General features: G+C 74.5%; 22 protein-coding genes. 12 read left to right on the plus strand and 10 right to left on the minus strand.

Annotated elements, in window-relative coordinates; all coding sequences use genetic code 11:
• Positions 1 to 156 precede the first annotated feature (156 nt).
• Both ACZLMO_RS01955 and ilvA read left to right on the plus strand, forming a co-directional pair.
• The gene (locus tag ACZLMO_RS01955; protein ID WP_425714794.1) at positions 157 to 1,635 is read left to right on the plus strand and encodes an AI-2E family transporter; all 1,479 of its coding nucleotides are present in this window, start codon (positions 157 to 159) and stop codon (positions 1,633 to 1,635) included.
• A 1-nt stretch (position 1,636) separates the two neighbouring features.
• A complete protein-coding gene (gene ilvA, locus ACZLMO_RS01960) occupies positions 1,637 to 2,872 on the plus strand; it encodes a threonine ammonia-lyase (RefSeq protein ID WP_425714795.1) in 1,236 nt (411 codons plus the stop codon).
• An 85-nt stretch (positions 2,873 to 2,957) separates the two neighbouring features.
• Here the strand turns inward: ilvA and greA are convergent, their stop codons facing one another.
• Together greA and ACZLMO_RS01970 are read right to left on the minus strand one after the other, a co-directional pair.
• Positions 2,958 to 3,446 carry a transcription elongation factor GreA gene (gene greA / locus ACZLMO_RS01965; RefSeq protein ID WP_425714796.1) on the minus strand — a complete coding sequence of 163 codons (489 nt, stop codon included), beginning with the start codon at positions 3,444 to 3,446 and terminating at the stop codon, positions 2,958 to 2,960.
• Positions 3,447 to 3,591: 145 nt separating this feature from the next.
• Positions 3,592 to 4,089: a DUF4307 domain-containing protein gene (locus ACZLMO_RS01970; protein WP_463652706.1), complete on the minus strand. Its 498-nt coding sequence runs from the start codon at positions 4,087 to 4,089 to the stop codon at positions 3,592 to 3,594.
• A gap of 160 nt (positions 4,090 to 4,249) precedes the next feature.
• Between ACZLMO_RS01970 and mca the strand changes: the two genes are divergently transcribed.
• Positions 4,250 to 5,224, plus strand: a complete 975-nt coding sequence (mca, locus tag ACZLMO_RS01975; RefSeq protein ID WP_463652707.1) for a mycothiol conjugate amidase Mca — start codon at positions 4,250 to 4,252, stop codon at positions 5,222 to 5,224.
• A complete protein-coding gene (locus tag ACZLMO_RS01980) occupies positions 5,221 to 5,583 on the plus strand; it encodes a hypothetical protein (protein ID WP_463652708.1) in 363 nt (120 codons plus the stop codon). Before mca ends, ACZLMO_RS01980 begins: the two co-directional genes overlap by 4 nt.
• A gap of 70 nt (positions 5,584 to 5,653) precedes the next feature.
• On the opposite strand, the gene ACZLMO_RS01985 is transcribed toward ACZLMO_RS01980, so the two are convergent.
• The 3 genes from ACZLMO_RS01985 to trhA all read right to left on the minus strand — a co-directional run bounded on the left by ACZLMO_RS01985 (position 5,654) and on the right by trhA (position 8,268).
• A complete protein-coding gene (locus ACZLMO_RS01985) occupies positions 5,654 to 5,887 on the minus strand; it encodes a hypothetical protein (RefSeq protein WP_425714800.1) in 234 nt (77 codons plus the stop codon).
• Positions 5,888 to 6,186: 299 nt separating this feature from the next.
• Positions 6,187 to 7,329 carry a PPK2 family polyphosphate kinase gene (locus ACZLMO_RS01990; protein WP_463652709.1) on the minus strand — a complete coding sequence of 381 codons (1,143 nt, stop codon included), beginning with the start codon at positions 7,327 to 7,329 and terminating at the stop codon, positions 6,187 to 6,189.
• Between the two features lie 153 nt (positions 7,330 to 7,482).
• On the minus strand, positions 7,483 to 8,268 hold the full coding sequence (gene trhA, locus ACZLMO_RS01995; RefSeq protein WP_425714802.1) for a PAQR family membrane homeostasis protein TrhA: 786 nt from the start codon (positions 8,266 to 8,268) through the stop codon (positions 7,483 to 7,485).
• Between the two features lie 150 nt (positions 8,269 to 8,418).
• On the opposite strand from trhA, the gene ACZLMO_RS02000 reads away from it, so the two are divergent.
• Together ACZLMO_RS02000 and ACZLMO_RS02005 are read left to right on the plus strand one after the other, a co-directional pair.
• Positions 8,419 to 9,174, plus strand: a complete 756-nt coding sequence (locus ACZLMO_RS02000; protein ID WP_425714803.1) for an isoprenyl transferase — start codon at positions 8,419 to 8,421, stop codon at positions 9,172 to 9,174.
• A 461-nt stretch (positions 9,175 to 9,635) separates the two neighbouring features.
• Positions 9,636 to 10,889, plus strand: a complete 1,254-nt coding sequence (locus ACZLMO_RS02005; RefSeq protein WP_463652741.1) for a PhoH family protein — start codon at positions 9,636 to 9,638, stop codon at positions 10,887 to 10,889.
• 85 nt (positions 10,890 to 10,974) lie between these two features.
• Here ACZLMO_RS02005 and ACZLMO_RS02010 read toward each other — a convergent pair whose 3' ends face one another.
• From ACZLMO_RS02010 to ACZLMO_RS02025, 4 genes are read right to left on the minus strand one after another with little or no spacing between them, the layout of a single operon-like run.
• A complete protein-coding gene (locus ACZLMO_RS02010; RefSeq protein ID WP_425714804.1) occupies positions 10,975 to 11,685 on the minus strand; it encodes a carbonic anhydrase in 711 nt (236 codons plus the stop codon).
• The gene (locus ACZLMO_RS02015) at positions 11,682 to 12,086 is read right to left on the minus strand and encodes an exodeoxyribonuclease VII small subunit (RefSeq protein ID WP_463652710.1); all 405 of its coding nucleotides are present in this window, start codon (positions 12,084 to 12,086) and stop codon (positions 11,682 to 11,684) included. Before ACZLMO_RS02015 ends, ACZLMO_RS02010 begins: the two co-directional genes overlap by 4 nt.
• A 12-nt stretch (positions 12,087 to 12,098) precedes the next feature.
• On the minus strand, positions 12,099 to 13,352 hold the full coding sequence (gene xseA / locus ACZLMO_RS02020; RefSeq protein ID WP_425714805.1) for an exodeoxyribonuclease VII large subunit: 1,254 nt from the start codon (positions 13,350 to 13,352) through the stop codon (positions 12,099 to 12,101).
• Positions 13,349 to 13,765 carry a DUF3151 domain-containing protein gene (locus ACZLMO_RS02025; protein WP_425714806.1) on the minus strand — a complete coding sequence of 139 codons (417 nt, stop codon included), beginning with the start codon at positions 13,763 to 13,765 and terminating at the stop codon, positions 13,349 to 13,351. The genes xseA and ACZLMO_RS02025 overlap by 4 nt, the downstream gene beginning before the upstream one ends.
• A 122-nt stretch (positions 13,766 to 13,887) precedes the next feature.
• Here ACZLMO_RS02025 and ACZLMO_RS02030 point away from each other — a divergent pair, with 122 nt between their 5' ends.
• The 5 genes from ACZLMO_RS02030 (at position 13,888) to ACZLMO_RS02050 (ending at position 18,236) form a co-directional block, all read left to right on the plus strand.
• Positions 13,888 to 15,174: a hypothetical protein gene (locus ACZLMO_RS02030; protein WP_425714807.1), complete on the plus strand. Its 1,287-nt coding sequence runs from the start codon at positions 13,888 to 13,890 to the stop codon at positions 15,172 to 15,174.
• A gap of 100 nt (positions 15,175 to 15,274) precedes the next feature.
• Entirely contained in the window at positions 15,275 to 16,324 is a 1,050-nt protein-coding gene (locus tag ACZLMO_RS02035; RefSeq protein ID WP_425714853.1) for a 4-hydroxy-3-methylbut-2-enyl diphosphate reductase, read from the plus strand.
• A gap of 212 nt (positions 16,325 to 16,536) precedes the next feature.
• A complete protein-coding gene (locus tag ACZLMO_RS02040; RefSeq protein WP_425714808.1) occupies positions 16,537 to 16,767 on the plus strand; it encodes a hypothetical protein in 231 nt (76 codons plus the stop codon).
• Between the two features lie 130 nt (positions 16,768 to 16,897).
• Positions 16,898 to 17,599 (plus strand): hypothetical protein, encoded by a 702-nt coding sequence (locus ACZLMO_RS02045; RefSeq protein ID WP_425714809.1) that lies wholly within the window; start codon positions 16,898 to 16,900, stop codon positions 17,597 to 17,599.
• 25 nt (positions 17,600 to 17,624) lie between these two features.
• Positions 17,625 to 18,236 (plus strand): hypothetical protein, encoded by a 612-nt coding sequence (locus tag ACZLMO_RS02050; RefSeq protein ID WP_425714810.1) that lies wholly within the window; start codon positions 17,625 to 17,627, stop codon positions 18,234 to 18,236.
• Positions 18,237 to 18,352: 116 nt separating this feature from the next.
• Here the strand turns inward: ACZLMO_RS02050 and ACZLMO_RS02055 are convergent, their stop codons facing one another.
• The gene (locus ACZLMO_RS02055; protein ID WP_425714811.1) at positions 18,353 to 19,609 is read right to left on the minus strand and encodes a DNA recombination protein RmuC; all 1,257 of its coding nucleotides are present in this window, start codon (positions 19,607 to 19,609) and stop codon (positions 18,353 to 18,355) included.
• A gap of 225 nt (positions 19,610 to 19,834) precedes the next feature.
• Here ACZLMO_RS02055 and ACZLMO_RS02060 point away from each other — a divergent pair, with 225 nt between their 5' ends.
• The gene (locus ACZLMO_RS02060; protein ID WP_425714812.1) at positions 19,835 to 20,416 is read left to right on the plus strand and encodes a YetF domain-containing protein; all 582 of its coding nucleotides are present in this window, start codon (positions 19,835 to 19,837) and stop codon (positions 20,414 to 20,416) included.
• Positions 20,417 to 20,430: the final 14 nt, after the last annotated feature.

The raw sequence follows: 20,430 nt of genomic DNA on the forward strand, positions 1-20,430 counted from the left end.
TGGGACGGTGCGCGGTGGCACTGCGCGCGGCGCCGGCGGCATCCCGGGCGCGATCACGCACGGCCCGCGCCTCGCGTCTGCTCCCGTCAACGTACTCGGCCGTCCGCCTGTTCCCGAACTACGCTGGGAGACCGCCCGTCGACCCCGAAGGACGCCATGGCCCGCCTCCGACGCTCCATCCGTTCCGCGCTGGGATCGACCACGCGCCGGGCCACCGCGGCGGTCGCCGCCGCGGCGCGTCCGGCGCGCAGGGAGCCCGACGACGGGCCGGGGGAGACGGCCCGACCGGGGGAGTCGCTCCGGGCGGAGGAGGGGCGGCTGCTCAGCCGGACGGGGGCGGGCCTCGTGCCGGGCGACGTCGACGCCGGGGCGGCCGGCGCGGACGACGAGCTGCGCGCCGCCCCCGACCGCACGGTGCCGTGGACGATGCGGGCGATCGCCTCGTGGTCGTGGCGGATCGTCGTCATCACGCTGGCCGCCGCGATCATCGGCTGGCTGCTCGTCCAGCTGCGCACCATCGTCGTCTCGCTCATGGTCGCGATGCTGCTGTCCGTCCTGCTCGCCCCGCTCGCGAGCTTCCTCCGCCGGCGCGCGCGCTTCCCCCGGGCGATCGCGGCGCTCGCCTCGCTCGTCGTGCTCGTCGCGGTCGTCGCCGGGCTCCTCGTCCTCGCGGGGCAGTCGATCGCGTCCGGCTTCCAGCGGCTCGCCGACCAGGCGCTGCTGGGGATCGACCAGCTCGTCTCGTGGCTCGGCACCGGTCCGCTCGGGCTCGACCAGGCGGACATCGACACGGCGATGGAGCAGGGCACCCAGGCGATCTCGCAGAACTCGGAGACCCTGGCCACCGGCGTCCTCACCGTGACGTCCTCGGTCGCCGAGATCTTTGCCGGCTTCTTCATCGCCATCTTCTGCACGTTCTTCTTCCTGTCCGACGGCCGCTCCCTGTGGGGCTGGGTCGTGCGGCTGACGCCGGCGCGTGCCCGACCCACGATCCACGAGGCCGGGATCCGGGCCTGGTACACGGTCAGCGGCTACACGCGCGGGCAGATCGTCGTGGCCTTCGTCGACGCCGTCGGGATCGGCCTGGCCGCGGCGCTCCTCGGCGTCCCGCTCGCCCTGCCGATCGCCATCCTCGTGTTCCTCGGCGCCTTCATCCCCATCATCGGTGCGCTGATCTCCGGCACGGTCGCCGTGCTCGTCGCGGTCGTCGACTCGGGCATCTACATCGCGCTCGCCATGCTCGGGGCCGTGCTGTTCGTCCAGTTCATCGAGAGCCACGTGCTGCAGCCGATGATCCAGTCGCGCGCCGTCCAGCTGCACCCGATCGCCGTGCTGCTCGCGGTGGCCGGCGGCACCGCCGTGGCCGGCCTGGTCGGGGCGCTGTTCGCGGTCCCGGTCGTCGCGGTCGTCAACTCGGTCGGCCTCTACCTCGCGGGACGCGACCCGCAGCCGCACCTCGCCAAGGACCTGCACCGCACCGGGGGTCCGCCGCCGACGGTCCTCGAGTACGCCCCGACGGCGGACGAGCCCGACGAGGAGCCCTTCGCGGACGTCTTCGCCGAGGAGCACGTGGCCCGCCCCGACGCCCCTACCGTGGGGCGTGACCCGTCCGACCGACCCGGGGGAGCACGCTGACGTGACCACGCCGACCGGAGACCACCTGCCCACCCGCGCCGAGCTCGACGCGGCGCGCGAGATCGTCCGACCGGTCGCGCACGAGACGCCCGTGCTGTCCTTCCGCTCGATGGCCGAGCGCACCGGGGCGCCGCTGTGGCTCAAGGCCGAGCACCTCCAGCGCACGGGCTCGTTCAAGATCCGGGGGGCCGCGGTCCGACTCGGCCGGCTCTCGGACGAGGAGCGCGCGCACGGCGTCATCGCCGCCTCGGCCGGCAACCACGCCCAGGGCGTGGCGCTCGCCGCGCGCGAGCTCGGCGTCCCGGCCCGGATCTACATGCCGGACGACGCGGCGCTGCCCAAGGTCGCGGCCACCCGCGGGTACGGGGCCGAGGTTGTCCTCACCGGGCGTCACCTCATGGACTGCCTCGCCGAGGCGGAGGCGGACTGCGCGGCCTCGGGACGCACGCTCATCCACCCCTACGACCACGCCGACATCGTGGCGGGCGCCGCGAGCGTGGGACTCGAGATCCTCGAGCAGGTCCCCGACGTCGCGACGATCGTCGTCCCCACGGGCGGCGGCGGGCTGCTCGCCGGGATCGCCGCAGCGGCCCACGCGGTCCGGCCCGGGGTGCGGGTGGTCGGGGTGCAGGCGGCGTCCGCGGCGGCGTGGCCAGCCTCCCTCGCGCAGGGGCGGCCCGTGCCGCTGGACGAGGTGCGCACGATGGCGGACGGCATCGCCGTCGGGACGCCCGGCACCGTGCCCTTCGAGATCGTGCGCGCGCTCGTCGACGACGTGCGGACGGTGGGGGAGGAGCAGCTCTCGCAGGCGCTCCTCCACCTCGTCGAGCGCGCCAAGCTCGTGGTCGAGCCCTCCGGTGCGGCGGGGCTCGCGGCGGTCTCCGCCTCCCCGGGCGACTTCGCCGACGGTCCGACGGTGGTGGTGCTCTCCGGCGGCAACGTCGACCCGCTGCTGCTGCTGCGCGTGGTCCGGCACGGCCTCGCCTCGGCCGGCCGGTTCCTGTCCTTGCGCGTGCGGGTGAGCGACGCCCCCGGCTCCCTGGCCGGCGTGCTCGCCCGGCTCGGCGAGCTCGGTGCCAACGTCGCCTCGGTCGAGCACTCGCGCACCGCCGGCGGCCTCGCGGTCGACGAGGTCGAGATCGCGGTCGAGATCGAGACCAAGGGGCCCGAGCACGGCGACGAGGTCCGCGCGGCGCTCACGGCGGACGGGATCCGGGTCCTCGACGACTCTCCGTGACGCCCGGGCCTCCGACGCGCGAGGGCCCCGCTCGCGCATCGGCGAGCGGGGCCCTCGGGCGTCGCGGACCTGAGGCCCGTCAGCGTCAGACCGTGAAGGGCTTGACCGTCTCGAGCTCGACCGTGATGGTCGCGCCGTTGGGTGCCTCGTAGGAGGTCGACTCGCCGGCGCTGCGGCCGAGGACGGCCTGGCCGAGCGGGGAGGACTCCGAGAAGACCTCGATGTCGAGGCCCTCGGCGGCCTCGCGCGAACCGAGCAGGAACGTGCGCTTCTTGCCGGCGATCGAGGCGGTGATGACCATCCCGGGCTCGACGACGCCGTCGTCCGCGGGGGGCTCGCCGACCTGGGCGACGCGCAGGAGCGCGGTCAGCTGCTGGATGCGGGCCTCCTGCTTGCCCTGCTCCTCGCGCGCCGCGTGGTAGCCGCCGTTCTCCTTGAGGTCACCTTCCGAGCGGGCCTGCTCGATCCGCTCGGCGATCTCCTGACGACCGGGCCCCGACAGCTCCTCGAGCTCGGCGGTGAGACGGTCGTAGGCATCCTGGGTCAGCCAGGTGGTCCCGGTCTGCTGGGACATCACGGCTCCTTACGTCGAGTGATGGTGTCCGCCGCCCGGCGGCGGACGGAAACCGCCCGGGCCCCAGGCGGGTCCGGGCGGTGCATGAAACGGCCATCCTAGCACCATGACGCCGATTCGGAAGGGTTCGGGCCGCTCTCGGACGTCAGGCGACCCGGCAGGACTCGGCGTGCCCGGACGCCGCGCGCTCGGAGGTGAGGACCGGTTCGACGGCCGCCGTCCGCCGCTCGGTCACGGGGCCGAGGCGTACCTCGCGGACCCCGACCTCGGTGAAGTCGCGGTTGACCGCGCGCAGCGTGCACACGACCTCGGTGCCCGGGTCGGCGACGACGACGAACCGCACCTCGACCTCGTCCGGCCCCTCGACCGTGTACCCCACGTGCTCGACCGAGACCGACGGCTCCCTCGACATCTGCCAGGCGAGGACTGTGGCGCCGGCGACGAGCACGAACGCACCGAGCAGGGGGACCAGCCACTGCGCGCGGCGGTTGCCGGTCGGGCGGCCGCGGCCGTAGCGCCGGCGCACGAGGTCGGGGTCGATGCCCGCGCCTGCCGCAGCTCCTGGCTGCGGGTCCGCGGAGGCGGGCCCGGGGCCCGCGCCCGGGCCCTCGTCGGTCCCGTTCGCCGTCGTGCCGCTCGTCATGCCTACGCTTCCTCCGTGGGTCCACCACCCGGGGGCCGTTCGCGTGCCGAGGCCCGGGTGTTGGACCATTGTCCCCGACGGCGCCCCCGCCGTCCGAGCCGCGCGCCGCGGTCCGAACCTGACGAGGAGTACCACCGTGACGACCCGCACGCTCCGGCTGATGGCAGTGCACGCCCACCCCGACGACGAGGCCAGCAAGGGCGCGGCGACGATGGCGCGGTATGCGGCGGACGGGCACCGGGTGCGGGTCGTCACCGCGACCGGCGGCGAGCGGGGCTCGGTGCTCAACCCTCGGCTGCAGGGCGACCCCGAGGTCGAGGCCAACATGGTCGAGCTGCGCAGGACGGAGATGGCGGCGTCCGCGGAGGCCCTCGGCATCGAGCACGCGTGGCTCGGGTTCGTCGACTCCGGGCTCCCCGAGGGCGACCCGCTGCCGCCGCTCCCCGAGGGGTGCTTCGCGCTCGAGCCCGACGAGGTGGTCGTCGGCGCACTCGTGGCGCAGATCCGCGAGTTCCGTCCGCACGTGATGACCACCTACGACGAGAACGGCGGGTACCCGCACCCCGACCACGTGCGCGTGCACGAGATCTCGATGCTCGCGTTCGACGCCGCCGCGGACCCCGAGCAGTACCCCGAGGCCGGCCCCGCGTGGGCGGTGCAGAAGGTCTACTACGACGTCTCCTTCTCCGGGGGCCGCATCCGCGCCGTCCACGAGGCTCTGCTCGAGCGTGGCGCGGAGTCCCCGTTCGCCGAGTGGATCGAGCGCCGGGAGAGGCGGGACGAGGACGCCGGGGTGGAGCGTCGTCCCGCGACGGCCGCCGTGCACGTGGCCGAGCACTTCGCGGCACGCGATGCCGCGCTGCGCGCGCACGCGACCCAGATCGACCCTGACGGGTTCTTCTTCTCGGTCCCGCGCGACCTCGAGGCGCAGGTGTGGCCGGTCGAGGAGTTCGAGCTCGTGCTCTCCCGGGTCCCGGTCTCCGACGCGGTGGAGGACGACCTGTTCGCCGGCGTGGTGCCCGAGGGGCTCGCCGACGGGTCGCCGGTCACGGTCCTCGGGGCCGACCTCGCGGGGGCGGGCACTGACTCCGACGCCGTGGGCACCGGGCACGGGTCCGACCGGACCGCGCGGTGATCCCCGGGGCGGTCGTGGCCGGCGGGCTCGCGGGCCCGTGGTCGGCGGGGGCCGAGACACCGACCGGCGAGCTGCAGCCGTGGGACGTCTCGCCGGGGATCGAGGGGTTCTTCGCGTTCTTCGCGCTCGCGGCCGTGGTCGTGGCGCTCGGGTTCCTCGTCGTGAGGCAGATGCGCCGGGTCGACCAGAACGCGCGGGTGCGTGCGGCTCAGGAGGCCAAGGAGCGGTCCGAGGCGGACGGCGACGCGGGGACGACGGAGGCCGAGCAGGACGCTCCGCGGTCGACGGAGGCCGAGCAGGACGCTCCGCGGTCGACGGAGGCCGAGCAGGACGCTCCGCGGTCGACGGAGGCCGAGTAGCGGGTCGTCGCCGGGCGCGCAGGTGGCGCTCCGGCGGGGGCGTCGTCGCCCCCGCCGGCTGCCGGGCCGATCAGGGGTAGGGGCGCCAGATGATCTTGCCGGGCTTGCCCTTGCCCGAGTCGGGGCTCGCCGTCGCGTCGCTGTCCGCGCCCTCGAGCGGGAGGGCGGCGGGGTCGGTCTCCGGCTCGACGAGGACGGTCACGCCGTCGTCACCGGCCGAGCGGGCGGCACCGGAGTGCTCGACGATCACGATCTCGGACTGGTCGACCACGAGGTCGGCGGGCGGGATGTCGGCAGCGAACACGGTGTCCTCCAAGGGGGGCGGCGGTGCGTCGGTCGAGCACCTGGACCTATGGTCCCCCGTCCGGGAGGTGGTGGGTAGGTCAAACCGGCTCGTCGCGGCCGAGACAGGCGGAGGTCACACGATCGGGACGCGGAATCCGGTGAGGTCCGTCACGAATCGCCCGGTGACGTCGTCCCCGTCCCCGTCCTCGCGGTCGAGAGTGCGGGTGAGGGAACGGCAGGGGGCGTGCTCGTGGTCGAGAGTGCGGGTGAGGGAACGGCAACCGGCGCGGTTTCTGCCGAGAGCGCGGCGGAGGCGCCTCAGTCGTCCTTCTTCTTCTTTTTCTTGCCGTCCTTCTTCTTGTCCTTCTTCTTCTTCTCGGACGGCTTGTCGTCGTCGTCCTTCTTCTTGTCCTTCTTGCTCTTCTTGTCCTTGTCCTTCTTGTCGTCCTTCTTCGTGTCCTTCGCGTCCTGCTCGTCGGCGGCGTCCTGCGGGTCGGCAGGCGAGGCGGCGACCTCGGCGAGGGCCGCGGCGAACTCGCGCTCGTCGGCGAGCGTCTCCTCGACCGTCTCCTCACGCTCCTCGTTGGTGGGGACGTTGTCGGGATCCATCGTCCGCAGGAGGGCGGCCGTCTGCGTCGCCACCCGCCAGCGGGGCCGGGGCCAGCGCGGGTTCATGTCGATGAGCGCCTGGGTGACGAGCTCCGTCACCGCGAGCCGCGCGTACCACTTCTTGTCCGCGGGGATGACGTGCCACGGTGCGACGTCGGTGTTCGTCCGCGCGAAGACGTCCGCGTAGGCCTCCTGGTAGTCGTCCCACTTCTTTCGGGTGGTGACGTCGTTCGGGTTGAACTTCCAGTGCTTGTCCGGCCGGTCGAGGCGCTCGAGCAGTCGCAGCCCCTGCTCCTGCTTGGAGACCATGAGCGCGACCTTGACGATCGTCGTGCCCCGCGAGGCGACCGTGCGCTCGAACCGGTTGATCTCGGCGTAGCGCCTGCGCCAGACCTCCTCCTCGACGAGCTCGTCGACCCGGGCCACGAGCACGTCCTCGTAGTGCGACCGGTCGAAGACCCCGATGCGTCCCGGCCGCGGGAGGGCCCGGCGGATGCGCCACAGGTAGTTGTGCCTCTTCTCCTCCTCGGTGGGGACGCCGAACGAGTGCAGGTCGATGCCCTGGGGGTCGACCATGCCCATGACGTGCCGGACGATCCCGCCCTTGCCCGCGGTGTCGAGCCCCTGGAGAACCAGCAGGACGGAGCGCTCGCCGCCCGACCGCCCCTCGGCGAACAGCCGCTCCTGCAGCTCGGAGAGCAGCAGGCCGCGCTCGGCGGTCAGGGCCTTGCCGTCGTCCTTGTCGCCGTCGAACCCCGGGGTGCCCCCGCGGTCGAACGTGGCGAGGTCGAAGTCGGGCCCCGGCCTCAGCAGGTCGGCGGGCGAGGCGGTCCAGGTGAGGTCGTCGGCCACGGTCAGCTCCTTGTCGCGGTGGGGCCTCGACCCTAGTAGGACTGCGACGCGGACGCCCAGGTGGGGTGCGCCGTCGGGCGGGGTCCGGACGCGACCGATCGGGCCGGGGCCCAGACGGGGCCGGCCCGCCGAGGAGCCGGGGGACCGGGGCTGTCAGGCCGCCGCGAGGCAGGCGACCGCGACGGCGCCGGCGTGGCAGCCCCACCCCAGCACCGTGCCGACGTGGAAGATCTCGTGGAAGCCGAAGACCCGCGGTGCGGGGTTCGGACGCTTGAGCGCGTAGGCCACGGCGCCGAGCGTGTACGCCAGCCCGCCGGCGGCGAGGAGCCAGACGACCGCGGGGCCGCCCGTGTGCCAGAAGTCGGGCATGAACCACACGGCCACCCAGCCGAGCGCCACGTAGACCGGCGTGTAGACCCACCGCGGGGCCGAGAGCCAGAACATGCGGCTGAGCGTGCCGAGCAGCGCGCCGCTCCAGACCACGGAGAGCAGGATCGTGGCCGTCCGTGGCGGGAGGAGGATGGCGGCGAGCGGCGTGTACGTGCCCGCGATGAGCAGGAAGATGTTCGTGTGGTCGAGGCGCCGCAGCAGGGTGGCCAGGCGTGGCCGCCACGTCCCGCGGTGGTAGATCGCCGAGGTGGCGAACAGCTGGACCGCGGTGAGCGCGAAGACCGCGCACGTCACGCGGGCGGTGAGCGTCGGTGCGGTGACCACCAGGGCCAGGCCGACGACGAGCGCGATCGGCGCCGTGACGAGGTGGATCCAGCCGCGGGCGAGCGGCTTGGCCTCGTGGGCCCCGGGGGCGACGGAGTGCGCCCCGGGGAGCGCGGTACCCGCGGCGTCGGCCGGGGTCCCGGTGTGCGCGGCGTCGGCCGGGGCACCCGGCTCGACGTGGTCGTCCGGGGCGACGGGCGCGGGCGTCCCGGGAGCGGCGTTCATGACCAACAACCTACACCTGTGTAGGTTCGCGCGGTACGCCGCCCCCGATGCTCGACGACGATCCAGGCCGGGCGGTGCGCGGACGCCCCGGCCATGGTCGCTACGCTGCGGGGATGGTCGCACCCGGCGACGATCGGACGGAGGTGGACGGTGCGCTCGAGCGACGTGCTGTACTCGCTGTACGAGCGGCGCCTGCTGGCCGAGATCGACCGGACGCGGATGCCGAAGCACGTCGGGGTCATGCTCGACGGCAACCGGCGGTGGGCGCGCTCGGTCGGTGCGCAGACCGCGGACGGTCACCGACGCGGGGCCGACAAGGTCCACGAGCTGCTCGCGTGGTGCGAGGAGGTCGGCGTCGAGGTCGTCACGCTGTGGATGCTGTCCACGGACAACCTGCGCCGCGACCCGGACGAGATCGCCGACCTGCTCGAGATCATCGTGGGCTCGGTCGCATCGATCGCCGCGACCGCCCGGTGGAACGTCCGGCTCGTGGGCTCGCTCGACCTGCTGCCGCCCGACATCGCCGACCGGCTGCGCGCCGCCGCCTCGCCGACCGGTGACGCCCTGGTCGTCAACATCGCCGTCGGCTACGGGGGGCGCGAGGAGATCGCGGACGCCGTGCGGGCGCTCCTGCGCGAGCGCGCAGCCGAGGGGCGGTCGCTCGAGGAGGTCGCCGACTCGCTGACGGTCGCGGACATCGACGGCCACCTCTACACCTCCGGCCAGCCCGACCCGGACCTGCTCATCCGCACCTCGGGCGAGCAGCGGCTCGGCGGGTTCCTCCTGTGGCAGTCCGTGCACTCCGAGCTGTACTTCTGCGAGGCCTACTGGCCCGACTTCCGCCGCGTCGACCTCCTGCGGGCGCTGCGCGACTTCTCCCACCGGGAACGCCGCCTCGGCCGCTGACCGCGCGCCGTTCGTCGTCGTCGGACGGTGATCTCCGTGACACCCGCGTGTCGGTCACGTGAACAGTTGACGAACCTGCTCGCCGCGCCCGCGAGCCTCACGCCCACGCTGTCGGGCGCGGCGTAGTTTCGATACCGACGGACGGCACGCTCGCCGTCCTCCGGGAGGTCGCCCATGGCGCACACGTTGCGCGTGACGGGGGCCGGCCGGCCCCCGTGGGCCGTCCGCCCGCCCCGAGTCCGAGGCCGGCGCGTCGAGTGCCGGGCCGAGGGTCCTGACCCGCGCACCAGCGCCGGAGGGAGCACGACGTGAGCACCACTGCCGCCCAGCACACCGCGTCCGAGCCCGTCACCACCACGGGGAGCGAGGTCGCCGCCGAGCTCGGCGTCCCGGAGCCGCAGGGCACCGCGCTGCGCACCTACGTCCTCGACACCTCGGTGCTGCTCTCCGACCCGCGGGCGATGACGAAGTTCGCGGAGCACGACGTCGTCCTGCCGGTCGTCGTGGTCACCGAGCTCGAGGCCAAGCGGCACCACAGCGAGCTGGGCTACTTCGCCCGCGCCGCGCTGCGCCTGCTCGACAGCCTGCGCGTCAAGCACGGCCACCTCGACCGGCCGGTGCCCGTCGGCACGGACGGCGGCACGCTGCGGGTCGAGCTCAACCACTCCAGCGACCAGGTCCTCCCCTCGGGGCTGCGCCTCGGGGACAACGACACCCGGATCCTCGCCGTCGCGGCGAACCTCGCGGCCGAGGGCAACGCGGTGACGGTCGTGTCCAAGGACCTGCCGATGCGCGTCAAGGCCTCGGCGGTCGGGCTCGACGCCGAGGAGTACCGCGCCGGCCAGGTCGTCGACACCGGCTACACGGGCATGGCGACGGCGGACGTCACCGAGTCCGAGATGGCCCAGCTGTGGAGCGACGAGTCGCTCGCGGTCGGGGACCTCGCCACCCCCGGGGACCTGCCCGACCAGCCCGTCAACACCGGGATCGTCCTTCACTCGCCGCGCGGCTCGGCCCTCGCACGGACCTCCGCGGGCGGGCGCCTGACGCTCGTGCGCGGCGATCGCGAGATCTTCGGGATGCGCGGGCGCTCCGCCGAGCAGCGCGTGGCGATCGACCACCTCGTCAACCCCGACGTCGGGATCGTCTCCCTCGGCGGCCGCGCGGGAACCGGCAAGTCGGCGCTCGCCCTGTGCGCGGGCCTCGAGGCGGTCCTCGAGCGGCGCGAGCACAAGCGGATCCTCGTGTTCCGCCCGCTGTACGCCGTGGGCGGCCAGGAGCTCGGCTACCTGCCCGGCACCGAGGCCGAGAAGATGAACCCGTGGGCGGACGCGGTCTTCGACACGCTCGGCGCCGTCGTCGACTCGCAGGTGGTCGAGGAGGTCATGGGCCGCAACCTCCTCGAGGTCCTGCCGCTCACCCACATCCGCGGGCGCTCGCTGCACGACGCGTTCGTCATCGTCGACGAGGCCCAGTCCCTCGAGCGGAACGTGCTGCTGACGGTCCTGTCCCGGATCGGTCAGAACTCGCGGGTCGTCCTCACCCACGACGTCGCGCAGCGCGACAACCTCCGGGTCGGCCGTCACGACGGCGTCGCCTCGGTGGTCGAGGCGCTCAAGGGCCGCGAGCTCTTCGCCCACGTCACGCTCACCCGCTCCGAGCGGTCGGCCGTGTCCGCCCTGGTCACCGACCTGCTGGAGACCTACGAGGTCTGAGAGCCGGAACCGCGCACGTCGCCCCGGTCCCGCTCAGGGGCCGGGGCGACCTGCGTCCGACGACGACGAACCGCAGTCTCGACGGTCAGGGGGTGGGGGCGGGCGCCGTCAGCGGCGTCTCCCCGACGTCCCCGACGGCGTCGACGAGCAGCGCCGTCCCCTCGGCCAGCGTGTACTCCACGCCGACGACGGCGGTCTCGCCGGCCTCGACGGCCCGGCGCACGTGGGCCGAGTAGTCGACGAGCATCTCGACGGTCGCGCGGACGTGCTGGCGACGCAGCTGGTCGGTCGGCGGGAGCGTGAGAGCCACGTCCTCGGCCGGCGTCGCTTCCCGACCGGCGTCGGTGTCGTCCTCACCGGGCAGGACGGCACGCGTGACGAGCGAGGGGATGACGCGGTCGACGATCGTGCGGACGAAGCCCGTGGGCATCCGGCCGGTCGACAGCGCCTGCACGGCGGCCCCGACGGCGCCGCACGAGTCGTGCCCGAGGACCACCACGAGGGGGATCCCGAGGATGTCGATCCCGTACTCGATCGACCCGATGACGGTCGTGTCGAGGACGTGGCCCGCCGTGCGCACGACGAACAGGTCGCCGAGCCCCTGGTCGAACACCAGCTCGGCGGCGACCCGGGAGTCCGAGCACCCGAGCACGACGGCGAACGGCTTCTGGTCGACCGAGACCTGCGTCCGCCGGGCGGCGGACTGGTCGGGGTGCTCCATCGTGTCGGCGACGAACCGGTGGTTGCCCTCGCGCAGGCGCGCCCACGCCTCGGCGGGCGTGGGTCCGGCGCTCACGCGGTCACCCCGGTCCCGGCGGTGCCGTCCTCCTCGCCCGAGGGCTCGGCCTCGCTGCGCGCCTCGTCGAGGGCCCGTCTGGCGCCGTCGAGCCAGGACTGGCAGCGGTCGGCGAGGGCCTCGCCGCGCTGCCACAGCGCGAGGGCCTCCTCCAGCGAGAGCTCACCGGACTCGAGGCGACGGACCACACCGACGAGCTCGTCGCGGGCCTGCTCGTAGGACAGGTCGGCGACCCCCTCGGCGGGGGCGGGCGCGTCGCCGGATGCCGACGCGTCGGACGCCCCCGCTCCCGCATCCGCGGCGTCACCGCGGGTCTCTTCGGCGGGGGAGCCGGGGTCGGAGGCGGTCCGGGCCCGGCGCTGCGGGTCGAGGGAGTCGGGGTGCTGCATCCTCACGTTCACGCCGTCAGTCAACTACACCTCGCGGGTGGCGACGACCTCGACCCCGAGGCGGCCCGCGTGGAGGATCGCCTCGAGCCGGTCGCCGGTGGCCACCTCGGCCTGGTCCCGCACCACCTGGCCGTCGCGCCGCCGCAGCACGGCGTACCCGCGCGCGAGCGTGGCCGCCGGCGAGAGTGCGAGCAGGCCCCCGTGGGCCCGGGCGAGCTCGGCCGACGCCGCGGAGAGCCGCCCGTCGAGGGAGGCGCGGGCGCGGTGCCGCAGCGCGGCGACCTCGGCGGTGGGCCCCTCGAGCATCGACTCCGGGCGGGCGAGCACCGGCCGGGCACGCAGCGCCGCGACCTCGGCGACCGCGCGGTCGAGGCGCGCGAGGACGGCGCGTCGCACCCGCGTGCGGGCGTCGTTCACCCCGGCGCTCTCGCGGGCGAAGTCGGGCACCACGCGCCGGGCGGCGTCCGTCGGTGTCGAGGCCCGCACGTCCGCCACGAGGTCGAGCAGCGGCGAGTCGCCCTCGTGGCCGATGGCGGAGACGACCGGCGTGCGGCACGCGGCGACCGCGCGGACGAGCGCCTCGTTGGAGAAGGGGAAGAGGTCCTCGACGGACCCGCCGCCCCGGGCCACCACGAGGACGTCGACCTCGTCCATGGCATCGAGCTCGGCGAGCGCGGCGCTGACCTGAGGGACCGTGTCGACGCCCTGGACGGCGACCTCGCGGACCTCGAACCGGACCGCCGGCCACCGCAGCCGCGCGTTCGTCAGGACGTCGTCCTTCGCCTTGGCGTTGCGTCCGCAGACGAGCCCGACGACGCGGGGGAGGAACGGCAGCGGACGCTTGCGCGAGTCGTCGAACACGCCCTCGGCGGCGAGGACCTTGCGCAGCGCCTCGATGCGGGCGAGCAGCCCGCCCACGCCGACCGCCCGCAGGTCGTCGGCCCACAGGTTGAAGCTGCCGTTCTTCGTCCAGAAGCTCGGCTTCGCGTGCGCGACCACGTGGGCGCCGGGCGCGACCTCGTCCGGCAGCGCGCGGGCCGCGATGGAGATCCGCAGCGACATCTCGGCGTCGGTGTCCCGCATCGTGAGGAACGCCGTGCGTGCGCCGGGCCGGCGGTTGACCTCGACGAGCTGCCCCTCGACCCAGAGCGCCGACATGCGGTCGACGTACTCGGCGATCTTCTGCGAGAGCAGCCGGACCGGCCACGGCGCCTCGGGCGTGGTGGCGGCGGCGGTGGCGGGCAGCGGCGCCCGCTCACCGGCGTTCTCGGCGCTCACGCGCGGGCGAGGATCGCCTCGGCGTCCGGGTCGAAGTCGTCCGCGAGCGCGGAGAGCCGCTCGACCTCGGGGGTCTCGCCGATCGCGCGGGCCGCCTCGCGCAGGGCGAGGACCGCGAGGACGACTCCGTGGTTCGGCACGTGCGACGCGGGCACCGGGCCCTGGCCGCGCCACCCGCCCTTGCGCAGCGCGTCGAGCCCGCGGTGGTAGCCGGTCCGGGCGAACGCGTAGGCGGCGACCGGGTCGTCCGCGAGCGCGGCGCGGGACAGGGTCGCCCAGGCGAGGGACGAGGCGGGGTGCGCGGCGGCGACCTCGCGGGCGTCGGTGCCGGCGTCGAGCGCGGCTCGGGCCGGGGCGTCGGGGCCGTCCTCGGGGAGTCGGACGGGGTCGGGCGCGAGGAGGTTGTCTGCCATGTGCCCATCGTCGCACCGCGGCCCGACAGGGGCGCTCTGTCCGCCCCGCGCGCTGCCGGTTCGGTCGGACCTGCCTACGCTCGACGTCGGACCACCTGCACGACGACGGACGAGGACCCGCGATGACTCACCCCCACGACGACGAGATCGACCCGACCGTCGCCGTCCCCGGCTCGATGGCCGCCCAGGTGCGCGCGTCGAGGCGACCGCTGGCCGAGCGGCAGGCGGGGGCGGGGGCGGGACCGGCCGGTCCGACGACGACGAACGGCGCGCCGGGTGGTCCCGGTGGCGTCACGGCAGGCCGGTCCGGTGCGGGCGGAGCGCCAGGGGCCGACGCGACCGCCCCGCTGGCGCCGGTCGACGCGCAGGCGACCGGCGACCTGCCGCCCACGCAGGCCCAGGGGGAGGGGGCCTACCGGGTGCCCACGGACGGATCCGCCCCGACTCCAGGACGTGGTGCGTTCGACTCCGCCGCGACCCCGCAGGACCCCGGGGCGCAGGTGTCCACCGCCGAGATCCCGGCCCTGTCCGAGCCGGCCCCGACGGGCTGGGGCCCCGGCGGACAGGGCGGCCCGGGATGGCAGGCCGGCCCGCCCCCGGGTGGGCCGGGGTTCGGCCCCTCGGGACCCGGTGGCCCGGGGTACGGGCCGGGTGGTCCCGGTCCTGGCGCCCAGGGCGCGCCCTACGGTCCCGGGGCTCCCTACGCGCCGGGCCGTCCGCCGTCGGGGGCCGCTCCCTACCCGGGCCCGCGGCCGGCGGGCACCCGGAACGGTCTGCCGCCGGCGAACGGGGCGGTCGTCACGCTCTCGGTGCTCTGGCGACTCGCCGTCGCGGCGCTCGCGATCTGGGCGCTGTACGAGACGCTCGTGCCCGTCTACGAGGCCGGTGGCTGGGAAGGCGTGGGCGCGCAGCTGACGTTCTTCACCACCGTCAACACGATCCTCGTCGCCCTCGTCATGGTGCTGTCCGTGCTGCGGGTGCTGGGGCCCGGACCCGCGCGGAACCGGCTCGAGGGGCGGCACGGCTGGTTCCGGGGCATGGTGACGACGTACTCGGTGATGACCTCGGTCGTGTTCATCACGCTCCTCGAGGGCGCCCTCGACGAGCGGCTCTCGCTCGTCGTGCACCTCGTGCTGCCGGTGGCGATGGTCCTCGACTGGCTCGTGGTGGGCCGCAACCAGGACCGGGTCCCCGGCTACTGGCCCGTCCTGTGGGTGCTGCCGATGTTCGCCTACCTCGCGCTCTACATGTGGCAGTCGGACCGCTGGGGATACGCGATCTACCCGTTCGTCGATCCCGGGGCGTCCGACTTCGTCTCGACGGTCGCGTTCCTGCTCGGCGGGTGGCTCGCCTGCGGGTACCTCGTGTGGGGGATCGGCCGCGCCCGGGGAGCGGTCCTCGGCCGCTGACGGCCCCACCCGGCCCCGTGTGAGGCCAGCCTCCTCCCGGCCGGGGCTTGCACCGGCCGCCTATCCTGGAGGCGTGACCTCCACCGACACGATCCAGTCCCTGGCCGGCGCGTCGGCGTTCCCGCAGCAGGTCGAGTCCTTCGACTCGCCCGAGGGGAAGCGCATCCTCCTGGCCACGCCCCGCGGCTACTGCGCCGGTGTCGACCGGGCCGTCGACGCCGTCGAGAAGGCCCTCGAGCTCTACGGCGCCCCGGTGTACGTGCGCAAGGAGATCGTCCACAACAAGTTCGTCGTCGAGACCCTGTCCCGCCGCGGCGCGATCTTCGTCGCCGAGACCGACGAGGTCCCCGAGGGCGCCCGCGTCGTGTTCTCCGCGCACGGCGTCTCCCCGGCCGTGCACGCCCAGGCCGCGGCCCGCAACCTCGCGACGATCGATGCCACCTGCCCGCTCGTGACCAAGGTGCACAAGGAGGCCGTCCGGTTCGCGAACGACGACTTCGACATCCTCCTCATCGGCCACGACGGCCACGAGGAGGTCGAGGGCACCCAGGGCGAGGCGCCCGAGCACATCCAGGTCGTCAACGGCCCCCACGAGGTCGACCAGGTCGAGGTCCGCGACCCCGAGCGCGTCATCTGGCTCTCCCAGACCACGCTGAGCGTCGACGAGACGATGGAGACCGTGAACAAGCTCCGCGAGCGGTTCCCCGCGCTGCAGGACCCGCCGAGCGACGACATCTGCTACGCCACGCAGAACCGCCAGGTCGCGGTGAAGAAGCTGGCGCCGGAGTCCGACGTGGTCATCGTCGTCGGGTCGGCGAACTCCTCGAACTCGGTCCGCCTCGTCGAGGTCGCCCTCGACGCCGGGGCCGGCTCCTCCTACCGCGTGGACACCGCCGACGAGATCGACCCGGCCTGGTTCGACGGCGCGACCTCGGTGGGCGTGACGTCCGGGGCGTCCGTGCCGGAGATCCTCGTGCGGAACGTGGTGCTGCGGCTGCAGGAGCTCGGGTTCCTCGCCGTCGAGGAGGTGCGGACCGCCACGGAGGACGTGCTCTTCTCCCTCCCGAAGAACCTCCGCGCCGACCTCAAGGCGTCCGGCGTCCAGGTGGACCAGCCGCGCCGGGCTCGCGCCCCGCGCGCCCAGGCCTGACGGCGCTGCCCCTTCCAGCCTCGGCCTGACGACCTCGGCCTCCGGCTCGACCGCGAACGGCGCGCCCCGGGGTGCGTGACGCTCGCCCCGACATGCCGCGCGAGGCCTTCGGTTCCGCGCCGCCGCGCGGTAGGATCGGGCGAATCGCACGCGTGCGACGCGTGGACCACACGGTGGTGGTCGGCCGCGCGCGGCGGTCCGGAGGTGAGGAGATGTCCGAGACGCAGAGGTCAGGTGGGCACTGGTCCGGCGAGAGCTGGAACACCCCGCAGTCCGACCACACGTTCGCCCCCCGCGGGAAGGCGTTCGCCAACCGCACCCGCGGCGCGCACAACCAGCCGGTCACCCCGTTCAACGAGCAGCCGCACGACCGGCGCGGCGCCGGCGTCATCGAGAGCGTCGTCCGAGCGGTACGCAGGTGGCGGACCCGCTCGACCGTCTGAGGTCCCCACCCGGGCGGGCGCCGTCGGAACGAGCGACGGATACGCTCGCCCGAGTGGCTGCGCCGGACGCGGCCCGCTCCCGACGCCGATGCGTCGGAGCGCCACGTACCGACGGAGCGGAGGTCTCGCGATGAGTGATCAGCAGTACGGGGGTCAGGGCTGGAACCAGCCCCAACAGGGCGGGGCACCCGCCTACGGCCAGAGCGGATGGGGCGAGCAGCAGGGTTACGGCGCGCCGTCCCCCTACGGAGGTCAGGACCCGTACGGCGCGCAGGGCGGCTACGGCTCGCAGCCGGGGTACGGGGCGCAGCCGGGCTACGGCGGTCAGTCCCCGTACGGCGCGCCCGGCCAGCAGGGCTTCCAGGGCGCCCAGGCCTACGGCTCCCCGCAGGGCTTCGGGGCGCCCGTCGGCAGGCGCGTCCCGCTGCCGGTCGGCGGCTGGATCCTCGTCATCGGCTCCGTGATCGCCGCCATCGGTTGCTTCCTGCCCTGGCTCGAGGTCTCGGTGTTCGGGCAGTCGGACAGCATCAACGGCATGGAGGACGGCAACGACGGTCTCCTCATCCTCCCGATGGCGGTCCTCGCCGCGGTCGGCGGTGTCCTCATCGGGATCCGGAAGGGCGCCGCATGGATGGCGATCGTCGGGCTCGTCCTCGCCCTGGCTGTCGCCGGGATCGGCCTCTACGACCTCGTCGACGTCAACGACGAGATCGAGGCGCAGGGCGCCCAGGAGTTCATCGACATCGGGTTCGGGCTGTACGCGGTCGTCGCGGGCGGCGTCGTCGGGCTCGTCGGCGGCATCATCGCGCTCGTCAAGAAGACGAACGCCTGACCCGGAGCGGCGCGCGGCGCGACCGATGAGCGGGCGGAAGGACTGGGGCCACAGCGGCACCAGGCGTCGCTCGAAGGCCGGCCGCCCGCCGCGCTACGGGTTGCACGGCACCTATGGGACCGGTCCCGCGGACGTCCCGCGCGCGCCGCAGATCCAGTTCTCGGCGCCGCCGGTCGAGGTCCCGCCGCGCCGCCGCGTCCGCCGGCGCCGGCTCGACGAGCTGCCGATCCACGGGTGGATGCTGCTGGGCGGTGGTGTCCTCTCGGTGGTCGGCTTCTTCTTCCCGTGGGTCACGATGGAGCGCGGGCTGCAGCCGGACCTCATCCACCACGGGACGGACGAGAGCTCGTCCGCGGTGGTGATGATCGTTCTCGCGCTCGTCGCCGTGGCGGCCGGGGTGACGTTCCTCGTCGTCCACGCGCCGGCGTGGCCGGGAGTCCTCGGTGCCCTCGCGGCGCTGTCCGTCGCGGCGACCACCGTCCACGACCTCGTCACCCTGCGCGGACGGATCGAGGCGGAGGACGCCTGGAACCGCATGGATGTCGGCTACGGACAGATCGTCGTCGTCATCGGCGCCGTGACCACGTGCCTCGGCGGCGTCTGGGCGGCCCTCGCGGCCGGCGTGGAGGACGACTGACTCGAGCCGCGTCCCTGCGCCCTGCCGTGCTCCGCCACGCGGGCCGCGGCGGCACACCCCGCCCAGCGGCCACGGGTCACCGTCGGGGACCCGCGGCTGCCCCGGGCGGCCGCCCCTCAGCCGGCGCGCTCCCCGCGCACGGCCCGCACCTGCGCCGCCCCGTCCTCGACGTCCGACGCGGCGAGCTCCGGCGCCGTGAACGCCCGGACCTGCGCGTCATCGGCGTCGATCGGCGCGAGCTCGAGGTCCTTGGCGCCGAGCGACTCGAGTGAGCGCGCGGTGACGAGCAGGCGCCCCTCGATCGAACCGACGGCGCTGTTGTAGTGCCCCACGGCTGAACGCAGGGAGGACCCGACCCGGCCGAGGTGCCCGGCCACGGTCGCCAGGCGATCGGCGAGGGTGCGGCCGAGCTCGAGCAGCTCGCCCGCCTCGTCGGCCGCCTTCTCCCCGCTCCACACCGAGGCCACCGCGCGCAGGAGGGCGAGGAGCGACGACGGCGACGTCGGTGCCACCCCGCGCGCGAGCGCGTGCTCGAGGAGCCCCGGGTCGGCCTCGAGCGCCGCCCCGAGCAGCGGCTCCGAGGGCAGGAAAAGCACGACGAGCTCGGGGCTCCCCGGGAGCTCCGCGTGGTAGCCGCGCGACGCGAGGGCGTCGACGTGCCCGCGCAGCGCCTTCGCGTGGGTAGCGAGCAGCCGTTCGCGGCGCTCGGCGTCGGCCCCCCGTGCTCCGGGGTCGATCGCGCTCGCCTCGAGGTAGGCGTCCATCGGGACCTTCGCGTCCACCGCGAGCGTGCGCCCCCCGGGCAGGTGGACGACGAGGTCCGGGCGGGCGGCCGAGCGCGAGCCGGCGATCGAGCCTGCGGTGCGCTGGGTGTCGAAGTCGACGTGCGCGAGCATCCCGGCGGACTCGACGACCCGGCGCAGCGTCACCTCGCCCCACTGGCCGCGTGACCCGCCCGCGCGCAGCGCCCGGCCGAGCTCGCCGGTCGCGGCCACGAGCTCGGCGTCCGCGCGGCGGGCGGCCGCGAGCTGCTCGTCCAGCGCGGCGGCGCGTGCGGCACGCTCGCGCTCGAGCAGCTGGACCTGCCGGCCGACGTCGGCGAGCCCGGAGCGCAGGGGGGCGAGCGCCTGGAGGACGTCGGCGTCGGAGGTGGCCCGCTCGCGCATCTCCGCGACCTGGGCGGACAGTTCCTCGGCCCGGGCGCGCGCGGCGCCGAGCTCGGCGGCGTCGGTCGCCGCACGGTCACGACCCGAGCTCGCCCGCGCAGCCTCGCGGCGCCCGACCACGAGTGCGTGAGCGCCGGCACCGACGGCCGCCCCGACGATCAGGGCGAGGAGGACGACGAGCACGAGCACCGGGGCGGGGACGGTCATGCCGCCATCGTCACAGGAGCCGCCGACACCGGACGGGCGGCCCGGATGGGCGCCCGGGCACCGGACGCGGTCGTCGGGCTCTCGGTGCCGGCCTCCGAGCGCTGTCCCGGTCACGCCGCAGCAGGACAGGAGGCCTCGGCACGGCGTCGTCCGTGGTGGGACGATGGCGACCCTGCGCGGCCGACGGTGGTCGCGAGCCCGCGTGGTCCTGCGAAGGAGATCGCCATGACGCTCGAGATCGTCAGCCAGTCGCTCGTCCAGGAGCTCCTCGTCATGGAGATCCCGCCGGTGGACAAGGTCCTGCGGACCATCGGCGTCTACCTCGCGGTCGTCCTCGTCGTGCGCGTGGCGGGCAAGCGGATGCTCGCGCAGATGAACAGCCTCGACCTCGTGGTGGTCCTCCTGCTGAGCGAGGCGATCCAGAACGCGATCATCGGCGACGACTTCTCCGTGTCCGGAGCGGTGCTCGGCGTGGTCGTGCTCGTCGCCACGAACGCGGGGCTCGAGCGTCTGGCGGCACGCTGGGGGTGGGCACGCACCCTCCTCGAGGGGCGGTCGACCGTCCTCATCGAGGACGGCAGGATCGACGACGCGGCGTTGCACCGGCTCGGCATGACGCGCGAGGAGCTGGCGATCGCCCTGCGCGTGCAGGGTGCCGACTCGGCGGCGGAGGTGGAGAAGGCGACGATCACGCAGGGCGGTCAGGTCGGGGTCGACATCCGACCGGAGGAGCAGTCCGCGAGCCGCGCCGACCTCGAGCGGGCCGTCGCCGAGCTGCGGGAGCTCATCGAGGCCCGCCGGACCTGACGGCGCACCCGACG

It is taken from the genome of Georgenia sp. G2120, from assembly GCF_055326485.1.